Below are 17,440 nucleotides of genomic sequence, written 5' to 3'. Positions count from 1 at the left end.
TCACAGGACGGCTTTTTACTGTGCATTAAAAACTTTACTTTTAATTGCTTTTTATCCGTTTATATGTACAGCAAAGAAATTACCATTGCCCTGCAGGAAAATACGCAGGCACTTTTAAAAGACACCCCTGAAACACTTGCCTCCCCGGACAGTACCGAACAGCTGCGCCAGGCATTGCGTTTTCATGAATACCGCTATTATGTTTTAAGCGACCCGTTGATCGCAGACGGGGAGTATGACCAGTTATTTAAATTACTGGAAAGAACGGAACAAGCCCATAAAAACTGGATCACTAAAGATTCACCTACACAAAGAGTTGCCAAAGAGCTGACCGGTAATTTTGTAACCGTACAGCATCTGGTACCTATGTTGTCGCTGGACAACTCCTATAATGAAGCCGATCTGAAAGATTTTGACAGGAAAGCAAAACAACTATCCAAACTGGATACGATCACTTATTGCGTGGAGCCTAAGTTTGACGGGGGTAGTATTTCCCTTATTTACGAAGATGATTTATTGGTTCGCGGTGCTACCCGCGGCAACGGTGTGGCCGGAGATGATGTAACTACGAACGTGAAACAAATCCGCACTTTACCACTCTCCGCACGTTTTAGCGACTACGGTTTGCAGCAGGTTGAAATACGTGGTGAAGTATTAATGAACAAAAACAGTTTTAAAAAATATAACGATGCGCTGGTAGAAAAAGGCCTGGCGCCTTTAGCCAACCCTCGTAATGCAGCGGCAGGTACACTGCGCATAAAAGACCCGGCAGAAGTAAAAAGAAGAAACCTGGAAGCTTTTGTTTATCATATCAGCGACTACACGCTACTGCCCGGAAAAGAAATACCTGAAGAGCTAACTACACATGCAGGCTCGCTGAAACTATTATGGGAACTGGGTTTCAGAAGCCCGGTTAAGGAAATGCGGGTGTTTGATGGTATAGACGCAGTTGTAAGCTATTGCCTGGAATTTGAAACTAAACGGGATGACCTGCCTTATGAAATTGACGGTATGGTTATTAAAGTGAATAGCTTCGATCTGCAGGATCAGTTAGGCATGACCTCTCACCATCCGCGCTGGGCGATGGCTTTTAAATTCAAGGCCAGGCAGGGAACGAGTAAATTATTGAATGTAGATTACCAGGTAGGGCGTACAGGTTCCATTACTCCTGTTGCGAAAATCGAGCCTGTATATATTGGTGGCGTTACTGTAAGCTCTATTTCTTTATTTAACGAAGATGTGATACGTGAAAAGGATTTGATGATCGGAGATACGGTATTGGTAGAGCGTGCCGGCGATGTAATTCCCTACATCGTCAAACCCCTGGCTGAATTGCGTACAGGTGCAGAAACAAAGATAGAATTCCCCCGGGGCTGCCCGATCTGCGACAGCCAACTTTTTAAGGAAGAAGGAGAAGCAGCCTGGCGCTGCATCAATATTGAATGTCCTGCCCAGGTAGTAGAGCGCATGATCCATTACGTAAGCAAGAACGCACTGGATATTAAAGGCTTCGGGGAAGCCAATATCAGGAAGTTTTATGAATTGGGTTTATTAAAAGATATCCCGGGTATCTATAAGCTGGATTTTGAAGCGATTGGAAAACTGGAAGGGTTTGGCGCCAAATCAATTGAAAAGCTGCAGGAAGCCATACAGCAAAGTAAACAGCAGCCGCTGCACCGCCTCATTTTTGCCCTGGGGATCCGGTTTGTAGGTGAAACCACTGCCAAAGTATTAGCGCAGAAATTGAATCACCTGTTGGATCTCAGGAACTTTAGCCAGGAGGCATTGCAGGAACTCGAAGATATTGGCCCGAAAGTAGCGGGCAGCATTGTAGACTTTTTTAGCAATGAGGATAATATTAATATGCTGCAGGAACTGGAAGCATTAGGCATTGAAATGAATAATAGCACCAGGAAGATGCATGGCGGAGGCGAGCTGGAAGGTGTAACTTTTCTATTTACCGGAACACTTCCCACGCTTAAAAGAAGCGAAGCCGAAGAAATGGCGGAAGCCAAAGGTGGAAAAATACTGGGAGGAGTAAGCGCCAAATTGAATTACCTGGTAGTAGGTGAAGACGCCGGCAGCAAACTCGACAAGGCGAAAAAGTTAAATACTGTCAAAATTATCAGCGAAGCCGAGTTTTTGAAAATGATCTCTGCAGAAAATACCGGTTCTTAAAACCGGTTATTGATCTAATACTTTCACACTTCGGGAGAAGCTTTCTTCAAGCGATATGAAAGTTTCTGTTCTTTCTATACCTTTTATCTTCTGAAGCTTTTCATGCAATACATCCCTTAGTTCGGAGATGTCTTTACATATAATTTCAGCAAACATGCTATAATTACCCGTTGTGTAGTTTAAACGTACGATTTCTTTTATTTTATGGAGCTCTTTAGCTACCGAATCATATAATGAGCTTTCCCGCAGGTAAATGCCAATAAAAGCGATTACATCATATCCCAAAAGCTTCAGATCCGGATTTAAACGGGTACCTTTTACCACACCGTCTTTCTGTAGCTTTTTGATGCGCACATGTATGGTACCACCAGATACAAATAATTTCTTCCCCAGGTCGGCATACGAGATCTCAGCATCATCCATCATATGCTCAATGATCTGCAGATCCAGCTTATCAAGATTTAATTTAGAATTCATACTTAAGCAGCTTTAATTTGAAATAATCTAATACTAAACGCAATTTATTGAATATTTACTATATTATAAAAAATATTCTTAAAATATTTGGAACGAACGAGCATTTATCTTTATTTTTGTTCTAACAACGCCTGATAATAAAGGCAAAGTTCTTAAAAATTGTGGGGTGATGAAATTTTTGGCAGACATGCCCTCTTGTCTCGAGGGTGAGGATCACGGAATAAACACAACATAGAGCCGACCGTCAGGCCGACCAGGATTGACCACTAACTTTGTGTTGCGGCTAACCGCCTCGTGGAGGTTCGACCCCTCCCCCTACAGCATATTAAACCTTCGCCTTTGGCGGAGGTTTTTTTATTGCCAACTTTTTGAGGATGAAGACGCCAGCAGCATCTTTATTCATAAAGCGTTCAATTTTGCTTAGCCGTATTAGTCGTTGTATTTTGCTTAGTATCCCCTGCCCATTCATTACACCACAGTAGCCAAATATAAAATTAATTTACTACAAACCTTTCAGAGATAGATACTTATTTTTGTGGCCAACACAAAACAAATATGAAAAAGATACTATTTATGGTTGCCTTTTTAAGCAGCTTAACAGTTCTGGCTCAGGACGAAACGGTAAAAAACTTAAAGAAAGACTCGGAAAGACAAATCAAAAAAGACCCCAATGATACAACAACCAAAACCTGGAAGACGGGTGGATTTATTGGTTTGAATGCTGCACAAGGCTCGTTGAGCAACTGGGCTGCCGGTGGCGATAAGTTTTCTTTAGCCCTTAATGGTAATCTTAGCACCTACGCCTTTTATAAAAAGAATAAACATTCCTGGGACAACACGCTTGATATTAACATCGGGTATATGAATACCACATCGCTGGGAAGCAGAAAGAATGATGACCGGATTGATCTGGTGTCAAAATATGGTTATGCAATCGGCAAAAAATGGAATGTAGGGGCCCTATTCAATTTCAGATCACAAATGTTCAAAGGTTATACCTACGATAGTGATGGAAACCGCACTTTCAGCTCCAATTTTCTATCGCCGGCATATGTGCTGTTAAGCCCTGGCCTTGAATGGAAACCCAATAAAGATTTTTCAATTTTTATGTCTCCTGCTACTGTAAGATGGACCATTGTAAGAAACGATTCCCTGGCAAGTGTGGGTGCTTATGGAGTAGATACCGGCAGACATGTAAAAACAGAATTTGGCGCTTTTGCTTCTCTGAACTATTTCAAAGAGATCAATAAAATGTTCTCCTATAAAAGCCGCCTGGATCTTTACTCAAACTATTTAGATAAACCTAAAAATGTAGACCTTTACTGGACCAATATGATCAACATGAAGTTGACGAAATACCTGACGCTTACCTATAGCCTTGATATGATCTACGACGACGATGTAAGGTTATTCGGAGCTAACAACGAATCGCCTGCAGCCCAGATAAAATCAATGCTGGGACTGGGCTTCCTGGTAAAGTTTTAATTTTTTTCCTTGATGAGTTGTTCCCGGCAGTTATCTAAAAAACCTGCAACCACTTTTCTGAGAAGCAGATCATCCTGGTTAATAAAACCACTGTAAGAAAAGTCCGCTGCTTTTTGAAGCAGGTCTTGCAGATCAAAGTCGCTCTGGCTACCTTTTATAGCAAATTCCTTTTGCATCAGGTAGTCTGCCAGGTACTCCTGCTCAGTTTGCCCTGGTGTAGGTATTAAAATAGATTTTAATCCCAGTGCATTAATATCCATTACAGAGCTATACCCGCTTCTGCATACTATTAACGCAGCAGAACGCATAACAGCCTCCATTTCGTTGCCGGGCAAATGGTTATAAATAACAGCATCAGCAATCAACGGCAGTTCTTCCTGCAATGGTTTGCCCCGGATAACAGTAACCTGTTGCTTAATATCTTTTAATTGTGCAAAAATTTTCTGCTCAAAAAAACTTCTTTGCGGCTCGGGGCCTGAGATAATGAAAAGAATCCCACCCCCTTCATTTACAAAAGGCCTATGACTCATCCTTGTTAAGGGTCCCACATAAGCAACATTTGTAGCAGGCATGGAAGACGGATGCGATAATACACCGGCGAGATTTTGAGTTTCTTTAAAATCAGGCACCCAAACCTGGCTAAAGCGATTAATATACCTGTAGTTGACCCGTTGCGCCATATCATCAGCCAGCTGCCCCAATCCCGTTTTTATGCGTAACTGGTGGGTAATGAAAACAGAGGGGATTTTTGAGGTATACAAGCCAAACCGGTTATCGCTTATTACACCATCAATATGTTCGCGAATCAGCAGTTCTTTTAACCAGCTATTTTCGCGCTTTATGGAAGCAGCAATGCGTGGAAACTGCTGCATCATTTTCCAAAAAAAACCTTTCCCGGTGGTACTGTAAGTAACCCCGTAACCCTCTAAAAATAAAAATTTACAGTGGGGGAATTCGGCTGACAGGACTTTTTCCTGTACTTTATTGCCGGCAATAATAACCTCCGCATCATGTCGCAGTAATGCCCTGATCAACGGTATGCACCGGGTAGTATGTCCCAATCCCCAGTCCAGGGGAGCCACTAATATTCTTAATTTCCGGGGAAAAGGCATAGATATTGCTAAAAATATATCAGATCGCGAACCTTTTGTTTGATCCAATTGTAAAATAAGGTAAATTTACTATTACAGATTTTAGTTTGCCGGCAAAATGAGTAAATATCGGAGAGATATTATTTTGATCATTAAAGATGATGCTGTTTACCCCGATTCAATAGATACACGGGTGGAATGCCTGAATTATGTAATTGCATGTGTAGACAATAAAGAAGGTTTTTGCCAGGCCCATGAACTGGTGAACCGAAACCGGATCACTTCCAATAAGCGAAAAATACTATCAGCGGTTAAAAAAGAGCATTTAAAACCTTTTCGGTTTTTATTGAATAAGAACTAAAAAGCTCCGAAAAATTTCGGAGCTTTTTCATTTTAGAATTTAATTTCTTCTTCATTCGAATCGAAAAAGTGATATTCTGTCAGCTGGTAAGCTGTATCTTTTTCTATCCTGGTTTTCTGACCAAATTTTTTATTCCACTTTGATAATTTACTACTCCACCATAACCCCTTTGTTAAATATCCATACACAATAGGGTGTACAATGAGTTTGAGATTTTTATGCTTGTGTGTAATAAGATAATTGAGATTTTTTTCGATCTCATCTTCCAGCACTAATGTTGAAGTTATTTTACCGCTACCATTGCAACTGGGACATACTTCCTGGGTATTGATGTTTACCTCAGGGCGCATACGCTGCCGGGTAATCTGCATTAATCCAAACTTGGAAATGGGCAACACAGAGTGCTTGGCCCTGTCCGCAAGCATTACTTCCTCCATCGTATCAAAAAGCTTCTTCTTATTCTCCGCAAGCTTCATGTCGATAAAGTCAACCACAATGATTCCGCCGATATCTCTCAGCCTTAATTGCCGGGCAATTTCAGCGGCAGCTTCCAGGTTAGTCTCCAATGCATTTTGCTCCTGGTTGTTGCCTACATTTTTATAGCCGCTGTTTACATCAATTACGTGCAGAGCTTCGGTATGCTCTATAATGAGATAAGCGCCGCTGTTTAAAGTAACCGTTTTTCCAAACGATCCTTTTACCTGCTTGGTAATACCTAAAATATCAAAAACATTTCCCTGCGCCTGGTTAACGATCTCCGCTTTCTCAGGTGCAATTTTCTGAATATAGTTTTTGGTTTCGTTGTAGATATTCTTATCGTTGGTAACAATGCGGTTATAATCTGCGCTTAAAAGATCTCTTAAAATGCTGTTGGTTTTGTTCTGCTCGCTGAAAATTTTTGTGGGGGCTACGGCTCCTCTCAGGTTTTGCTGAACAGTGCTCCAGATATTAACGAGGTTTCCCAGGTCTTCATAGAGTTCCGCTGTATTTTTTCCTTCTGCCGCAGTTCTTACAATTACACCGAAGTTCTTAGGCTTAACGGCTTCAATTATTTTTTGCAGTCTTTTTCTTTCTTCGGAAGAATGAATTTTTTTAGATACTGCTACAATATTATTGAAAGGGGTTATTACAACAAATCTGCCAGGTAAAGAAAGTTCACAACTAAGCCGGGGGCCTTTGGCTGCAATGGGTTCTTTTAATATCTGCACCAATACGTGGGGCTTACCGCCAAGCACTTCGCTGATCTTACCCGTTTTTACAATTTCCGGTTCAACACTAAATTTTGAGAAGTCTATAGGGTTGGCATCTGTGGCTGCCATGGCCATATTAGTAAACTTTAATAACGATTTTGCATACGGGCTTAAGTCGGTATAATGCAAAAATGCGTCTTTTTCAAAGCCTACATCTATAAAAGCGGCATTAAGCCCGGGCATAAGCCTTTTTACTTTGCCCAGGTATAAGTCACCCACAGCAAAGCGGCCATCGCTTTTTTCGCTATGCAACTCCACCAGCTTCTTATCTTCTAACAAAGCAATTTCAACACCAGTGGGAGCGGCATTAATTACAATTTCTTTATTCATTGCATATGAACGTGTGCTATGCCTTAAAAGTAATTCTGACCAACTTTATCGGTTATACATGCAGGCAGAAAAGTATATGGCATTAAAGGATGGAAAATGCATATAACGATAAAGCAGGTAAAACAAATATACTACATAAAACCCCGCAAATAAACTAGGGGGTTATATGTAGAATATATTTCAGTAAAAGAAAGCTTATTTCTTTTTATGGCGGTTTTTTCTAAGTCTTTTTTTGCGCTTATGTGTTGCAATTTTATGACGTTTTCTTTTTTTACCACAAGGCATAGTTAAATAATTTTAAATCTTGTTAATATAATAGTTAATTCTGCTTTTTTAAAGCATCAATCCTTTTTTGAAGCTCAGCCCTCATTTCCGTATGCTCAGTTGCCAGCGGTAATGCTTTCTGATAATATGTTATTGCTTCTTGTTTCTTGTCCTGCTTCTCGTAAATATCTGCCAGCAGCAATAAAGCCTGCAGATTTTTAGAGTCGAGCCTGATTATTGTTTCAAGACGCTCTTTGGCTTTGTCGGTTTGCCCGCTCATGAGCGAACCCATAGCCAATGTCATTTGTGCGTACAAATTAGTACTGTCTTTAGAAACCACTTCCCTGATCTTGGCTATTCCCTCCATAGGAGCGTTGGATATACCTCCAAACATGTAAGTTGAGCCCAACCCTACTTTCGCAGAGTCGTTATCAGGATTTAACTGTAAAGACCTCTCGAACAAATCCTTTGCCTGCAGTGCCATCCACTTTGCCATCTCTCCATTTTCCACATGCTGCAGGTTGTTCAAAAACAAATGGCCTGCAAAATTGAGGTTTTTTTCTGAATTTTCCAACCTTGCTCCTTCAGCCACATACCACGCATAAGGAATAAAGGCTTTTACACTGTCTTTCCAATACATAGAAATCGCTCTGAAGGCTTCTACCTTTTGGCCCTGATCTGGCGACTTTTTGATAATGGATTCCAGCGATGTTAATCGTGCAGTGCCTGCCGGCAAAAGTGTTCCCTTTGCAGCAGTTAATGCACTATCAATTGAAAATGATGAAGTTGAAACGGAACCCGTACCTGGTTTATCAGCGTGATCGTGTTGATGCCCTTCATGTGCATTAGCCTGAACCTTGGGTTTAATGCTCCCAAACGCCCACAGCAAACACAACGCAGCAAGAGCAACAAAAATGGTAATATATTGAGGTTTCTTCACAATCAAAAAAAATTTGGATTGCAAAGTTAACCCCAATACTATATAAATTGTTTAAAAAAGAGTGGATAAAAAACTCAATGGCAGCTACGTTCTTTGTTTAGAACTTATTAATCATCGCCATCTTCTCCGGGGCCATCATCTGGTTTTGGCTCCTTCAGTTTTTTCACTTCAATGCTAAACTCTTTCGCTGGTTTAAATGCAGGAATATAATGTTCGGGAATATGTACCGCCACATTTTTCTTAATATTGCGGCCAATTTTTGCAGCCCTTTTTTTAGTTATAAAGCTGCCAAAACCACGAATGTAAATGTTTTCACCAGAAGCTAAAGTATCTTTAACCTCTTTAAACATAGTTTCGAGTGTAACCAGCACATCTACCTTGGGGATGCCGGTTTTGTCAGATATCTTGTTTACCAAGTCCGCTTTTCGCATAGAATAGAATTAATATTATTTTAACGATTCAATTAAATTGTAAAACAGCTTTTTATGCTTAATACTTCTAAGATATAAACAATTATTAATCCAATTTTTTTTCTTTAAAAAAAATAAATAAAAACTTTTGATCAATTTAACACATAAACAACTGGAAGTCAGCATTTTTTCAAAATTGTTGTTAAAGTGGCATGAAAACGATAATAACCGCCAAATGCCCTGGAAAGGAGAAAAAGACGCGTATAAAATATGGCTAAGTGAGATTATTTTACAACAAACAAGAGTGGAACAGGGGCTGGAGTACTATAATAATTTTCTCCGTAATTTTCCTACGATCAAAGATTTAGCTGCGGCCGACGAGAAAAAAGTATTTAAATTATGGGAGGGCCTGGGCTATTATTCACGTTGCCGGAACCTTATTGCTACCGCCCGCATTATTACAGAAGCCTACGGAGGTGTTTTTCCGGGCAGCTACAACGATATTTTAAAACTGAAAGGCGTTGGCTCTTATACCGCTTCAGCTATTGCTTCTTTTGCATTTAACCAACCCCATGCTGTGGTAGATGGTAATGTTTACAGGGTTTTGGCCCGGGTTTTCGGAATCGAAGAAGCAATAGATAGCACAACCGGCAAAAAGAACTTCCACCAACTAGCCAATGAACTGCTCGATCAAAAGCAACCGGGTAAGTATAATCAGGCTATCATGGACTTTGGTGCTACTATATGTAAGCCCGTTGCGCCCTTATGTGACCATTGCATCTTTCAAAAAAACTGTGTAGCTTACTCTTGTAACAGGGTGCAGCAGTTACCGGTAAAAGAAAAGAAAATCAAACAAAGAAGTCGTTTTTTTTACTTCTTTATTATTCAGCATGGCAGTAAAATTGCCGTAAGGGAGCGAACAGGAAAAGATATATGGCAACATCTGCATGAATTCCCGATGATAGAATTGCCGCAGGAAAACGATACAGATAGCGCTGTTGCTGAAGCCCTGAACCTGAAATGGATCAGCAAGGGCGATCCCATAAAGGCCGAATCCACCATTTACCGTCAAAAATTGACACATCAAAGCATTACTGCAATATTTTTCAACGTCCGGGTGAAGCAGTTACCCGCCTCTCTTAAAAATTACGACTGGAGCGAAGGAGATAAGTTATCCGCTTATTCTTTTCCTAAAATTATCAATGATTATTTGAACAGCAGGGTATTAGCAACCCAATAAGTGCTTTGGTAAACTCTAATGAATATTAAAAAAATATAAGCTGCGTGTATTAATTTTTCAGAATGGGTAAAAAAAATTAATTTTAGTTTACTATAGCTTAATACATACTTACATAAGAAAAATCAATAATTAATTTATGAGAGGAGTTAATCGCGTAATGCTAATCGGTAACTTAGGTAAAGATCCTGAAGTACAGCTACTGGAAGGGAATATCTCAGTTGCCAAATTCCCTTTGGCAACTACCGAAACTTTTAAGGACAGGTCGGGGAAACTGGTATCGCAAACAGAATGGCATACAGTAGTATTGTGGCGCGGTTTGGCAGACCTTGCTCAAAAATTTTTGCACAAATCGAGCCTTGTTTATATAGAGGGAAGATTGCGCACCAGAAGCTGGGAAGATAAGGACGGGGTAAAAAAGTATATCACCGAGGTTGTTGGCGAAAACTTGATTATGCTTGATAAAAAAGCTGAAGGATTGACGCATGAGCACGACGATCCCGCACCAGGTGGACCCGTTTCGGGCGAAGAAGGGGGCTCGGATACCATTAACTTTTAATTTGTTATGGTGCGATCCGACATCTGACAAAAAATACTTCACCAATAATATTTGTTTTGTATACACAGAGCATCATTCATTTACTTTTTGCTGATTTCTTACAGGTAGAATTGCAGGCTACCACGCAAAGCAGTACGGTTTTAGTTGTTGTCTTACTGCTCCTTATCTTTTTATCTTTTTCCATTTCGGGTTCGCAGGCCGCTATTTTTTCGCTGAATGAAAAAGATATTGATGTGTTGAAAACCAAGCAGCAACCTGCTGCCCGGAGGATCATAGACCTACTTGATGAGCCCAAGGAAGTATATACTTCAATGCTTATTTCCAAAACTGTTTTAAACATTTGTCTTATTATTTTAACCAACTACCTGGTTGACGAATACACACCGGAGGAGTATAAACATAGTGGTTATACCATTTTGCTTAAATGGCTGCTTATTGCCTTTCTTATAGTTTTTCCTTTAGAAATATTTCCCAGGGTATGGGCAAGACAGAATAGTTTACGGTTTGCTTATGAATGGCCCATTTTATTGTTTATTGTCGAAATGATCCATTATGTGCTGAGGCGCATGAGCAAAGGCATAGTGGCCGTTGCAGATGGCTTTGGAAAGACTTTGGGCACCGATAATGCCGAGGCCAATAGCCTGCAGGAATTTGATGAAGCGATAGATGTTCAAACTGATGACGAGGCATCTCCTGAAGAGAAAAACATCATGAAAAGCATTGTCAAGTTTGGAAAGATCTCTGTAAAAAAAGTGATGCGCAGCCGGTTGTATGTAAACGGTATTGAGTACAATACTACATTTCCCGAACTGGTTGAAAAAATTAAAGAGCTGCAATATTCACGTTTGCCGGTTTACAAGGGAGATCTGGATGAAATAGAGGGAATATTGAATACCAAGGACCTGATTCCACATTTATACGAGGAAAGCTTTGACTGGCATTCGGTTATACGCCCCCCCTATTTTGTACCTGACTCGAAATTGATAGAGGATCTGCTTTTAGAGTTCCAGAAAAAACGGATGCATTTTGCAGTAGTGGTGGATGAATTTGGAGGCACCAGCGGTATCATAACTATGGAAGATATTCAGGAAGAAGTGATTGGAGACATCAAAGATGAGTTTGATGTAGAAGAGATAGATAATAAAAAAATAGACGACCACACTTATATATTTGAAGGTAGCACCATGTTACGCGATGTTTGCAAAGTATTACAACTACCCGTTAATACATTCGATGAAGTGCGGGGTGATAACGAATCGCTGGGTGGCCTTATTAATGAAATATCGGGAGAACTTCCCAAAGAAGGCGATATAGTAAGTTCCGGCGACTTTGAATTTACTGTGCTCGAAGTAGAAAGAAACAGGGTAAAAAAAGCCCGGATTGTAATTAAACAGTCTTAATAGTGGGCGGCATCCGATAGCTATAGTACTTTTGCACAATGATCATAATCGAAAACAAAATAATAAGTGATGATGTGGCAGAGGCGCAATTTGTTTGCGACCTCAGCAAATGTAAAGGAGGCTGTTGTGAAGAAGGTGATGCGGGGGCTCCTCTTACAGAAGCAGAGCTGGATGAGGTAAATAACAGCTATGAAATTATAAAGCCTTACATGACCAAAGATGCCATCGAGCAGGTTGAAAAAAAAGGCCGGTACCAGTATGATGATGAATTTGGTTGGGTAACGCCAACATTACCCAGTGATAATGAAATATGTGTTTATGCCTACCGCGAACAAAATGGCCTTATCAAATGTGCATTTGAACAGGCCTACAACGACGGCAAAATAAAATGGAAAAAGCCTATCAGCTGTCATCTTTATCCTATTATAGCCTATCCTGGCAAACATGGCGATTATGAACGTTTGAATTATGAGCCACGTAAAAAATTGTGCAGCCCCGCTTGTAAGCTGGGAGAAAAGTTGAAAGTTCCGGTTTACCAATTTTTAAAAGAACCGCTGATTAGAAAATACGGCGAAGAGTTTTACGAGGTACTGGAGCAGGCAGTAACAGCCCACAACCATAGTGAATAGCATTTCATTGACTAACAGTAGTATTAACAGCCTTATTCAAGCATGTCGCAAACAGCCACCCTATTTAATAAAAAAAGTAAAGAAAAAGCAGCAGACAGGGATCATCGCCAGGTGATCAATTTTAATATCGGCAGGTACAATGCCCAGGTGCCCGCAGGCAAAACGCAGTTTTCAGACGTTATGCTGGCGCGTGAAAGGGCTAAAAACCTGAAGTGGAAAGCCATTGAAACGCTGGATACGCAATTGGAGAATTTTGAGGCCCAGGTTAGCAAACGCGGTGCGAAAGTAATATGGTGCGAGGATGCCCAACAGGCCATTGACGCCATTGTGAAGATCTGTAAAGAGAAGAATTGCCGCACCCTGGTGAAGAGCAAAAGCATGGTTACTGAAGAGATCCACCTCAACAAGAACCTGGAAGCGCAGGGTATAGAAAGCATCGAAACAGACCTCGGAGAATACATTCAACAGCTGGATGGTGAAACGCCCTACCATATTGTAACGCCGGCCATGCATAAAAGTAAGGATGACATTGCACGACTGTTTGCCAACAAACTCGGCACTGATCCTTCTTTAAGTGCTGAACAACTCACGCTTATTGCCAGGGATAAACTCAGGCAAAAATATGCCGAGGCAGAGGTAGGTGTAACAGGTGCTAATTTCATTATTTCAGATATCGGTGGCATCGCTATTACAGAGAATGAGGGCAATGCGCGGCTCAGCTGCTCCATGCCTAAAACACATATAGTAATTGCGGGTATAGAGAAAGTCATTCCATCTATGACCGATCTGGCACTGTTCTGGCCGCTACTGGCTACTTTTGGCACGGGTCAGCGTATTACTTCTTACAGCACAATTGTAACAGGCCCTAAGCAGCCGGGTGAAATAGATGGACCGGAAGAAATGTATGTGCTTTTACTGGACAATGGCCGCACCAACATGCTGGCCAACGAAAAAACAAGAGAAGCGTTATATTGTATCCGCTGTGGCGCCTGCCTTAACGCCTGCCCGGTGTACAAAAACATAGGCGGTCATACTTATAACACCACGTATAGCGGACCTATAGGGTCGGTTATCACGCCGCATTTAAAGCCCATGAAAGAATGGAAGCATTTAAGTCAGGCCTCCTCTCTTTGTGGCAACTGTACCGAAGTATGTGCTGTAAAAATAAACCTGCACGAGCTGTTGCTGGAGAACCGGCACGAAGCCCAGCAGGAAGGCTATGCTCCCTTTACAGAAACAGTGGCCTGGAAAATGTGGAAAACAGCAATGCTGAAGCGTAGCTGGATGAATATGGGTAACGGGAATATGAAAACCAAACTGATCAACTCTGTTGCAGGCGCGTGGACCAAAGAGCGCAGTAAACTGGAGTTTCCCAAAAAATCATTTAACGAATTATGGGCAGAGCGAAGAAAAGGAATGTAAAAATTAATGCCTAAAATAAAGTCCGGTTTTTTGAAACCGGACTTTATTTTTATAACGCTATTTAGCACCTGGCGGGCAATACTGCCTTAGGTAATTGGTATACAAAGTTTGTAAATGTGCCGAAGTGCCTTCGCCTTCAGCAATACTGTGAGACCGGTTAGGATAGCTCATCATCTGGAACTGCCGGTTATATTTGATTAATTCATTAAACAACATTTCTGCATTATTATAATGCACATTATCGTCGCCGGTGCCATGTATATAAAGCAGGTTGCCTTTTAAATTTTTAGCATGCGTAACGGGAGAACCTTTAATATAAGGCGTTTCATCCTGTTGTGGAATACCGGAATAACGCTCCTGGTAAATATTATCATAAGTACGCTGGTTACCTACCGCTGCTACCGCGATACCTGTTTTATAAATCTCAGGAAACTGGAACATCAGGTTTAATGTAGTGGAACCACCACCACTCCAGCCCCATACTGCAGTACGCTCGCCATCCAGGTAGGGGTACTGTTTCAACAGCGCCTTTGCAGCCATGGCCTGGTCGTGAATATTCAGGATACCAATGTTCTTGTACAGGGCTTTGCGCCAGGTTCTGCCCTTGGGCACAGGTGTTCCGCGACTATCTATAGACACATATATATAGCCGTCTTTGGCCATATCGCCCTTGTACAAAAAGTTACGCCCGGCCCCATAGCTATCTTTTACAGTCTGTCCCCAGGGTTCGGTATACACATAAAAAACAACCGGGTATTTTTTTGATGCGTCAAAATTAGCAGGTTTCGCCATCCACGCATCCATCTGCACACCATCTTCGGTAGTCACGGTTATAAACTCAACATTAGATTGGGCTTTTGCTGTTGTAGCAGCATCCATTTTAATACCCTCGCCGATTGGCTTATGATCTGCTACCGTAATCCACTCCACGGACGGGTGGGTATAATAGTTAGAGAAGCTGTGCACTGCGTATGTAGCGCCTGGCGAAAGGTTATAGCTATTGGTTCCCGGATAATCGGCAGGTGTTAATCGCTCCGCATTGCCGGCTCCATTTAATTTGGTACGATACAGGTATTTCTGTGTGGCATTTTCAGGAGAAGCATGAAAATAAAGATATCCACCCTTTTCATCAATAGCTGCAATGTCCATCACATCATATTTACCTTTCGTAATTAATGTTTCCTTTTTACCATCCCGGCTTACGCGGTACAAATGACGCCAGCCATTTTTTTCAGCAGGCCACAAAAACTCCTTGCCCCCGTTCAGCCAATCCCAGCCGCCGTTGGTATAGTCCTGGTCCCAGTTGGCTACGATATCAATCCAGGCACTGTCTTTTTCAGTATAAATAGTTTGTACGGCACCAGATGCTGCATTGCATAGCATCAGGTTGCTTTCATTCTGCCTCCTGTTTAAATGCTGTACAATCAGTTCACTGGTATTGCCTGCCCACTCCATACGCGGCACATACGATCCCCAAACGGCATCATCGGCTATATTCATCCATTGAGTTTTAGCATCGCTCAATGAGACAACACCTATTTTAAATACGGAGGGTTTTTCTCCGGCTACGGGATATTCTATCGGGATCAGTTTGGGATAAATTGAGTCGGTATTATTTACCATATTATACACCTTGGTATCCCCTGCGATGATCTTCCAATAAGCGATCTTCTTACTATCCGGCGCCCAGCGGAAGCCATCCCGGCAAAAAAACTCTTCTTCATAAGCCCAGTCGAAGGTACCGTTGATGTTTTTACGGTTACCGTCGGTAGTTAATGCCTTTATGGCTCCTGAAGCCAGGTCTTCTACGTACAGGTTATATTCACTTACATAAGCTACTTTGGTATTATCGGGTGACAATTTCGCAAACATCAGGGACGCTTCTGGTTTGCCTTTTCCCAATTGCTGCAACCGCCCGGAAGCCAGGTCCAGCACCCAGTAATCTCCGCGCGTATCTTCGCGCCAAACCTGCCGGGTATTATTGTAGATAAGTACTTTTGATTCATCCTTACTCACCACAAAACTCCTGACTTCGATTGGTTGGGTACTGCCGGATGGAGTCAGCCTGTTCGCGGGCACCAGAACTGCTTTCGAATGCTGCGGCAGGGTATACTTCACAATAGCGCCATCCTCGATCTTGTAATAAGTATTACCGTCTGCACCCCAGTTTACTGATTGAGCATGGATGGCGATAAAGCCCAACAGCATAAGGCAAAAACAAAGAAATTTCCTGAACATGTATTGGTTATTTTTTTAAAGAGATCAACGAATGTACTGATTGCTTTAGAAACCTCCTTGCAGAAAATGATAAGCGGGGAACCGGCATGGAAGAATGCCTAAACAAGCATCGTATATTCCAAAATGTTATATTACATTTGTTTGCATGCCAGAAAAATCGGGAAAGATATCCTTAAAAGATATTGCAAGGGAAGTAGGTGTTTCTGTTGCCCTGGTTTCCTATGTTTTGAATAACCGTTTTGAGAACCGGATCAATAAAGATGTGGCCGAAAAGATAAGAGCCACCGCACAAAGACTTCACTACCAGCCTAACCAGATTGCCAAAAGCCTTAAAACCAGTAAAACATTTACGATTGGGCTCGTTGTCGCTGATATTTCCAACCCCTTCTCTTCTAGCCTGGCAAGGATCATTGAAGATGAAGGTGCCAGGTACGGGTACACCGTTATTTTCGGCAGCTCTGACGAAGACCTGGTTAAATTTGAAAACCTGACCAATGCCTTTATTAACCGGCAGGTAGACGGTCTTATACTACTGCCGCCATCGGGCTCGGAGCCGCTGTTACTCCGTTTGAAAGCAATGCGGTTTCCCTTTGTAATTGCAGACCGGTATTTTCCTAAACTGGAGGCACATTGTGTAAACGTAGATAACCTGAAAGCCTCATACGATGCCGCAAGTTTATTTATTGAGCACAACAGGAAGGTAATCGGACTCATTAATTATAAAACAGACCTTGCGCATTTAAATGATCGTACGAAAGGCTATCAGCAAGCCTTAAAAGATGCCGGCATTAGTATTAATAAAAACTGGATCAGGAAAGTAGACATTTCCAATAATCCGATAGAAATAGAAAAAGCGGTGGCAGCTCTGCTTACCCCGCCTTCTGTTAATGCCATCCTTTTTGCATCTAACCGTATTGCCGTTCATGCACTGAAATACCTGGAGCAACAGCAAATCAAAATTCCCGGAGATGTGGAGCTGATCGGATTCGATGAAAATGAGGTATTTGATTTTACGAAGCCTCAGCTCTCTTTTATAAGGCAGCCTATGCAACAGCTTGGGCAAACAGCTACCGAACTGCTAATGGATGTGATTGCACAAACCAGGAAAGAACAGTTGATATTTATTGCCGCCGAACTGGTAAAAAGAGGCTCTACCAATAATTGACAGC

At 41.6% G+C, this 17,440-nt stretch carries 15 protein-coding genes; 9 read left to right on the top strand and 6 right to left on the bottom strand.

What is annotated here, in order from left to right:
- Positions 1-63: 63 nt before the first annotated feature.
- Complete coding sequence (ligA, locus tag ACLOAU_RS09535) at positions 64-2,178, top strand: NAD-dependent DNA ligase LigA (RefSeq protein ID WP_427861637.1); 2,115 nt, start codon at positions 64-66, stop codon at positions 2,176-2,178.
- Positions 2,179-2,184: 6 nt separating this feature from the next.
- Here the strand turns inward: ligA and ACLOAU_RS09530 are convergent, their stop codons facing one another.
- Complete coding sequence (locus ACLOAU_RS09530; RefSeq protein WP_427861636.1) at positions 2,185-2,655, bottom strand: Lrp/AsnC ligand binding domain-containing protein; 471 nt, start codon at positions 2,653-2,655, stop codon at positions 2,185-2,187.
- A gap of 555 nt (positions 2,656-3,210) precedes the next feature.
- On the opposite strand from ACLOAU_RS09530, the gene ACLOAU_RS09525 reads away from it, so the two are divergent.
- Positions 3,211-4,140, top strand: coding sequence for a DUF3078 domain-containing protein (locus ACLOAU_RS09525; protein WP_427861635.1), 930 nt, complete (start codon positions 3,211-3,213; stop codon positions 4,138-4,140).
- On the opposite strand, the gene ACLOAU_RS09520 is transcribed toward ACLOAU_RS09525, so the two are convergent.
- Positions 4,137-5,252 (bottom strand): glycosyltransferase, encoded by a 1,116-nt coding sequence (locus ACLOAU_RS09520; RefSeq protein ID WP_427861634.1) that lies wholly within the window; start codon positions 5,250-5,252, stop codon positions 4,137-4,139. The genes ACLOAU_RS09525 and ACLOAU_RS09520 overlap by 4 nt on opposite strands.
- A 97-nt stretch (positions 5,253-5,349) precedes the next feature.
- Between ACLOAU_RS09520 and ACLOAU_RS09515 the strand changes: the two genes are divergently transcribed.
- Complete coding sequence (locus ACLOAU_RS09515; RefSeq protein ID WP_427861633.1) at positions 5,350-5,592, top strand: hypothetical protein; 243 nt, start codon at positions 5,350-5,352, stop codon at positions 5,590-5,592.
- A gap of 32 nt (positions 5,593-5,624) precedes the next feature.
- On the opposite strand, the gene ACLOAU_RS09510 is transcribed toward ACLOAU_RS09515, so the two are convergent.
- The 3 genes from ACLOAU_RS09510 to ACLOAU_RS09500 form a co-directional block, all read right to left on the bottom strand.
- A complete protein-coding gene (locus ACLOAU_RS09510) occupies positions 5,625-7,172 on the bottom strand; it encodes an Rne/Rng family ribonuclease (RefSeq protein ID WP_427861632.1) in 1,548 nt (515 codons plus the stop codon).
- 319 nt (positions 7,173-7,491) lie between these two features.
- Positions 7,492-8,376: a tetratricopeptide repeat protein gene (locus tag ACLOAU_RS09505; RefSeq protein ID WP_427861631.1), complete on the bottom strand. Its 885-nt coding sequence runs from the start codon at positions 8,374-8,376 to the stop codon at positions 7,492-7,494.
- 107 nt (positions 8,377-8,483) lie between these two features.
- A complete protein-coding gene (locus tag ACLOAU_RS09500) occupies positions 8,484-8,807 on the bottom strand; it encodes an HU family DNA-binding protein (RefSeq protein ID WP_114789766.1) in 324 nt (107 codons plus the stop codon).
- A gap of 127 nt (positions 8,808-8,934) precedes the next feature.
- On the opposite strand from ACLOAU_RS09500, the gene mutY reads away from it, so the two are divergent.
- The 5 genes from mutY (at position 8,935) to ACLOAU_RS09475 (ending at position 14,033) form a co-directional block, all read left to right on the top strand.
- Positions 8,935-10,026: an A/G-specific adenine glycosylase gene (mutY, locus tag ACLOAU_RS09495; protein ID WP_427861630.1), complete on the top strand. Its 1,092-nt coding sequence runs from the start codon at positions 8,935-8,937 to the stop codon at positions 10,024-10,026.
- Positions 10,027-10,162: 136 nt separating this feature from the next.
- Positions 10,163-10,582, top strand: coding sequence for a single-stranded DNA-binding protein (locus ACLOAU_RS09490; protein ID WP_427861629.1), 420 nt, complete (start codon positions 10,163-10,165; stop codon positions 10,580-10,582).
- A gap of 56 nt (positions 10,583-10,638) precedes the next feature.
- Positions 10,639-11,982, top strand: coding sequence for a gliding motility-associated protein GldE (gldE, locus tag ACLOAU_RS09485; RefSeq protein ID WP_427861628.1), 1,344 nt, complete (start codon positions 10,639-10,641; stop codon positions 11,980-11,982).
- Positions 11,983-12,020: 38 nt separating this feature from the next.
- A complete protein-coding gene (locus tag ACLOAU_RS09480) occupies positions 12,021-12,611 on the top strand; it encodes a DUF3109 family protein (protein ID WP_427861627.1) in 591 nt (196 codons plus the stop codon).
- A 42-nt stretch (positions 12,612-12,653) separates the two neighbouring features.
- Positions 12,654-14,033, top strand: coding sequence for a LutB/LldF family L-lactate oxidation iron-sulfur protein (locus tag ACLOAU_RS09475; RefSeq protein ID WP_427861626.1), 1,380 nt, complete (start codon positions 12,654-12,656; stop codon positions 14,031-14,033).
- A gap of 57 nt (positions 14,034-14,090) precedes the next feature.
- On the opposite strand, the gene ACLOAU_RS09470 is transcribed toward ACLOAU_RS09475, so the two are convergent.
- The gene (locus tag ACLOAU_RS09470; protein ID WP_427861625.1) at positions 14,091-16,271 is read right to left on the bottom strand and encodes a S9 family peptidase; all 2,181 of its coding nucleotides are present in this window, start codon (positions 16,269-16,271) and stop codon (positions 14,091-14,093) included.
- 145 nt (positions 16,272-16,416) lie between these two features.
- On the opposite strand from ACLOAU_RS09470, the gene ACLOAU_RS09465 reads away from it, so the two are divergent.
- A complete protein-coding gene (locus ACLOAU_RS09465) occupies positions 16,417-17,436 on the top strand; it encodes a LacI family DNA-binding transcriptional regulator (RefSeq protein ID WP_427861624.1) in 1,020 nt (339 codons plus the stop codon).
- Positions 17,437-17,440 lie beyond the last annotated feature (4 nt).

This window comes from Paraniabella aurantiaca (assembly GCF_050309965.1).
GTDB lineage: Bacteria > Bacteroidota > Bacteroidia > Chitinophagales > Chitinophagaceae > Niabella.
The sequence above is the reverse complement of the archived record's forward strand: the minus strand, read 5'-3'. Positions and strand labels throughout refer to the sequence as shown.

Coding starts and splice junctions, on each gene's coding strand:
- ligA (WP_427861637.1), top strand. CDS start 64: ATGTACAGCAAAGAAATTACCATTGCCCTGCAGGAAAATACGCAGGCA.
- ACLOAU_RS09530 (WP_427861636.1), bottom strand. CDS start 2,655: ATGAATTCTAAATTAAATCTTGATAAGCTGGATCTGCAGATCATTGAG.
- ACLOAU_RS09525 (WP_427861635.1), top strand. CDS start 3,211: ATGAAAAAGATACTATTTATGGTTGCCTTTTTAAGCAGCTTAACAGTT.
- ACLOAU_RS09520 (WP_427861634.1), bottom strand. CDS start 5,252: ATGCCTTTTCCCCGGAAATTAAGAATATTAGTGGCTCCCCTGGACTGG.
- ACLOAU_RS09515 (WP_427861633.1), top strand. CDS start 5,350: ATGAGTAAATATCGGAGAGATATTATTTTGATCATTAAAGATGATGCT.
- ACLOAU_RS09510 (WP_427861632.1), bottom strand. CDS start 7,172: ATGAATAAAGAAATTGTAATTAATGCCGCTCCCACTGGTGTTGAAATT.
- ACLOAU_RS09500 (WP_114789766.1), bottom strand. CDS start 8,807: ATGCGAAAAGCGGACTTGGTAAACAAGATATCTGACAAAACCGGCATC.
- ACLOAU_RS09490 (WP_427861629.1), top strand. CDS start 10,163: ATGAGAGGAGTTAATCGCGTAATGCTAATCGGTAACTTAGGTAAAGAT.
- ACLOAU_RS09480 (WP_427861627.1), top strand. CDS start 12,021: ATGATCATAATCGAAAACAAAATAATAAGTGATGATGTGGCAGAGGCG.
- ACLOAU_RS09475 (WP_427861626.1), top strand. CDS start 12,654: ATGTCGCAAACAGCCACCCTATTTAATAAAAAAAGTAAAGAAAAAGCA.
- ACLOAU_RS09470 (WP_427861625.1), bottom strand. CDS start 16,271: ATGTTCAGGAAATTTCTTTGTTTTTGCCTTATGCTGTTGGGCTTTATC.
- ACLOAU_RS09465 (WP_427861624.1), top strand. CDS start 16,417: ATGCCAGAAAAATCGGGAAAGATATCCTTAAAAGATATTGCAAGGGAA.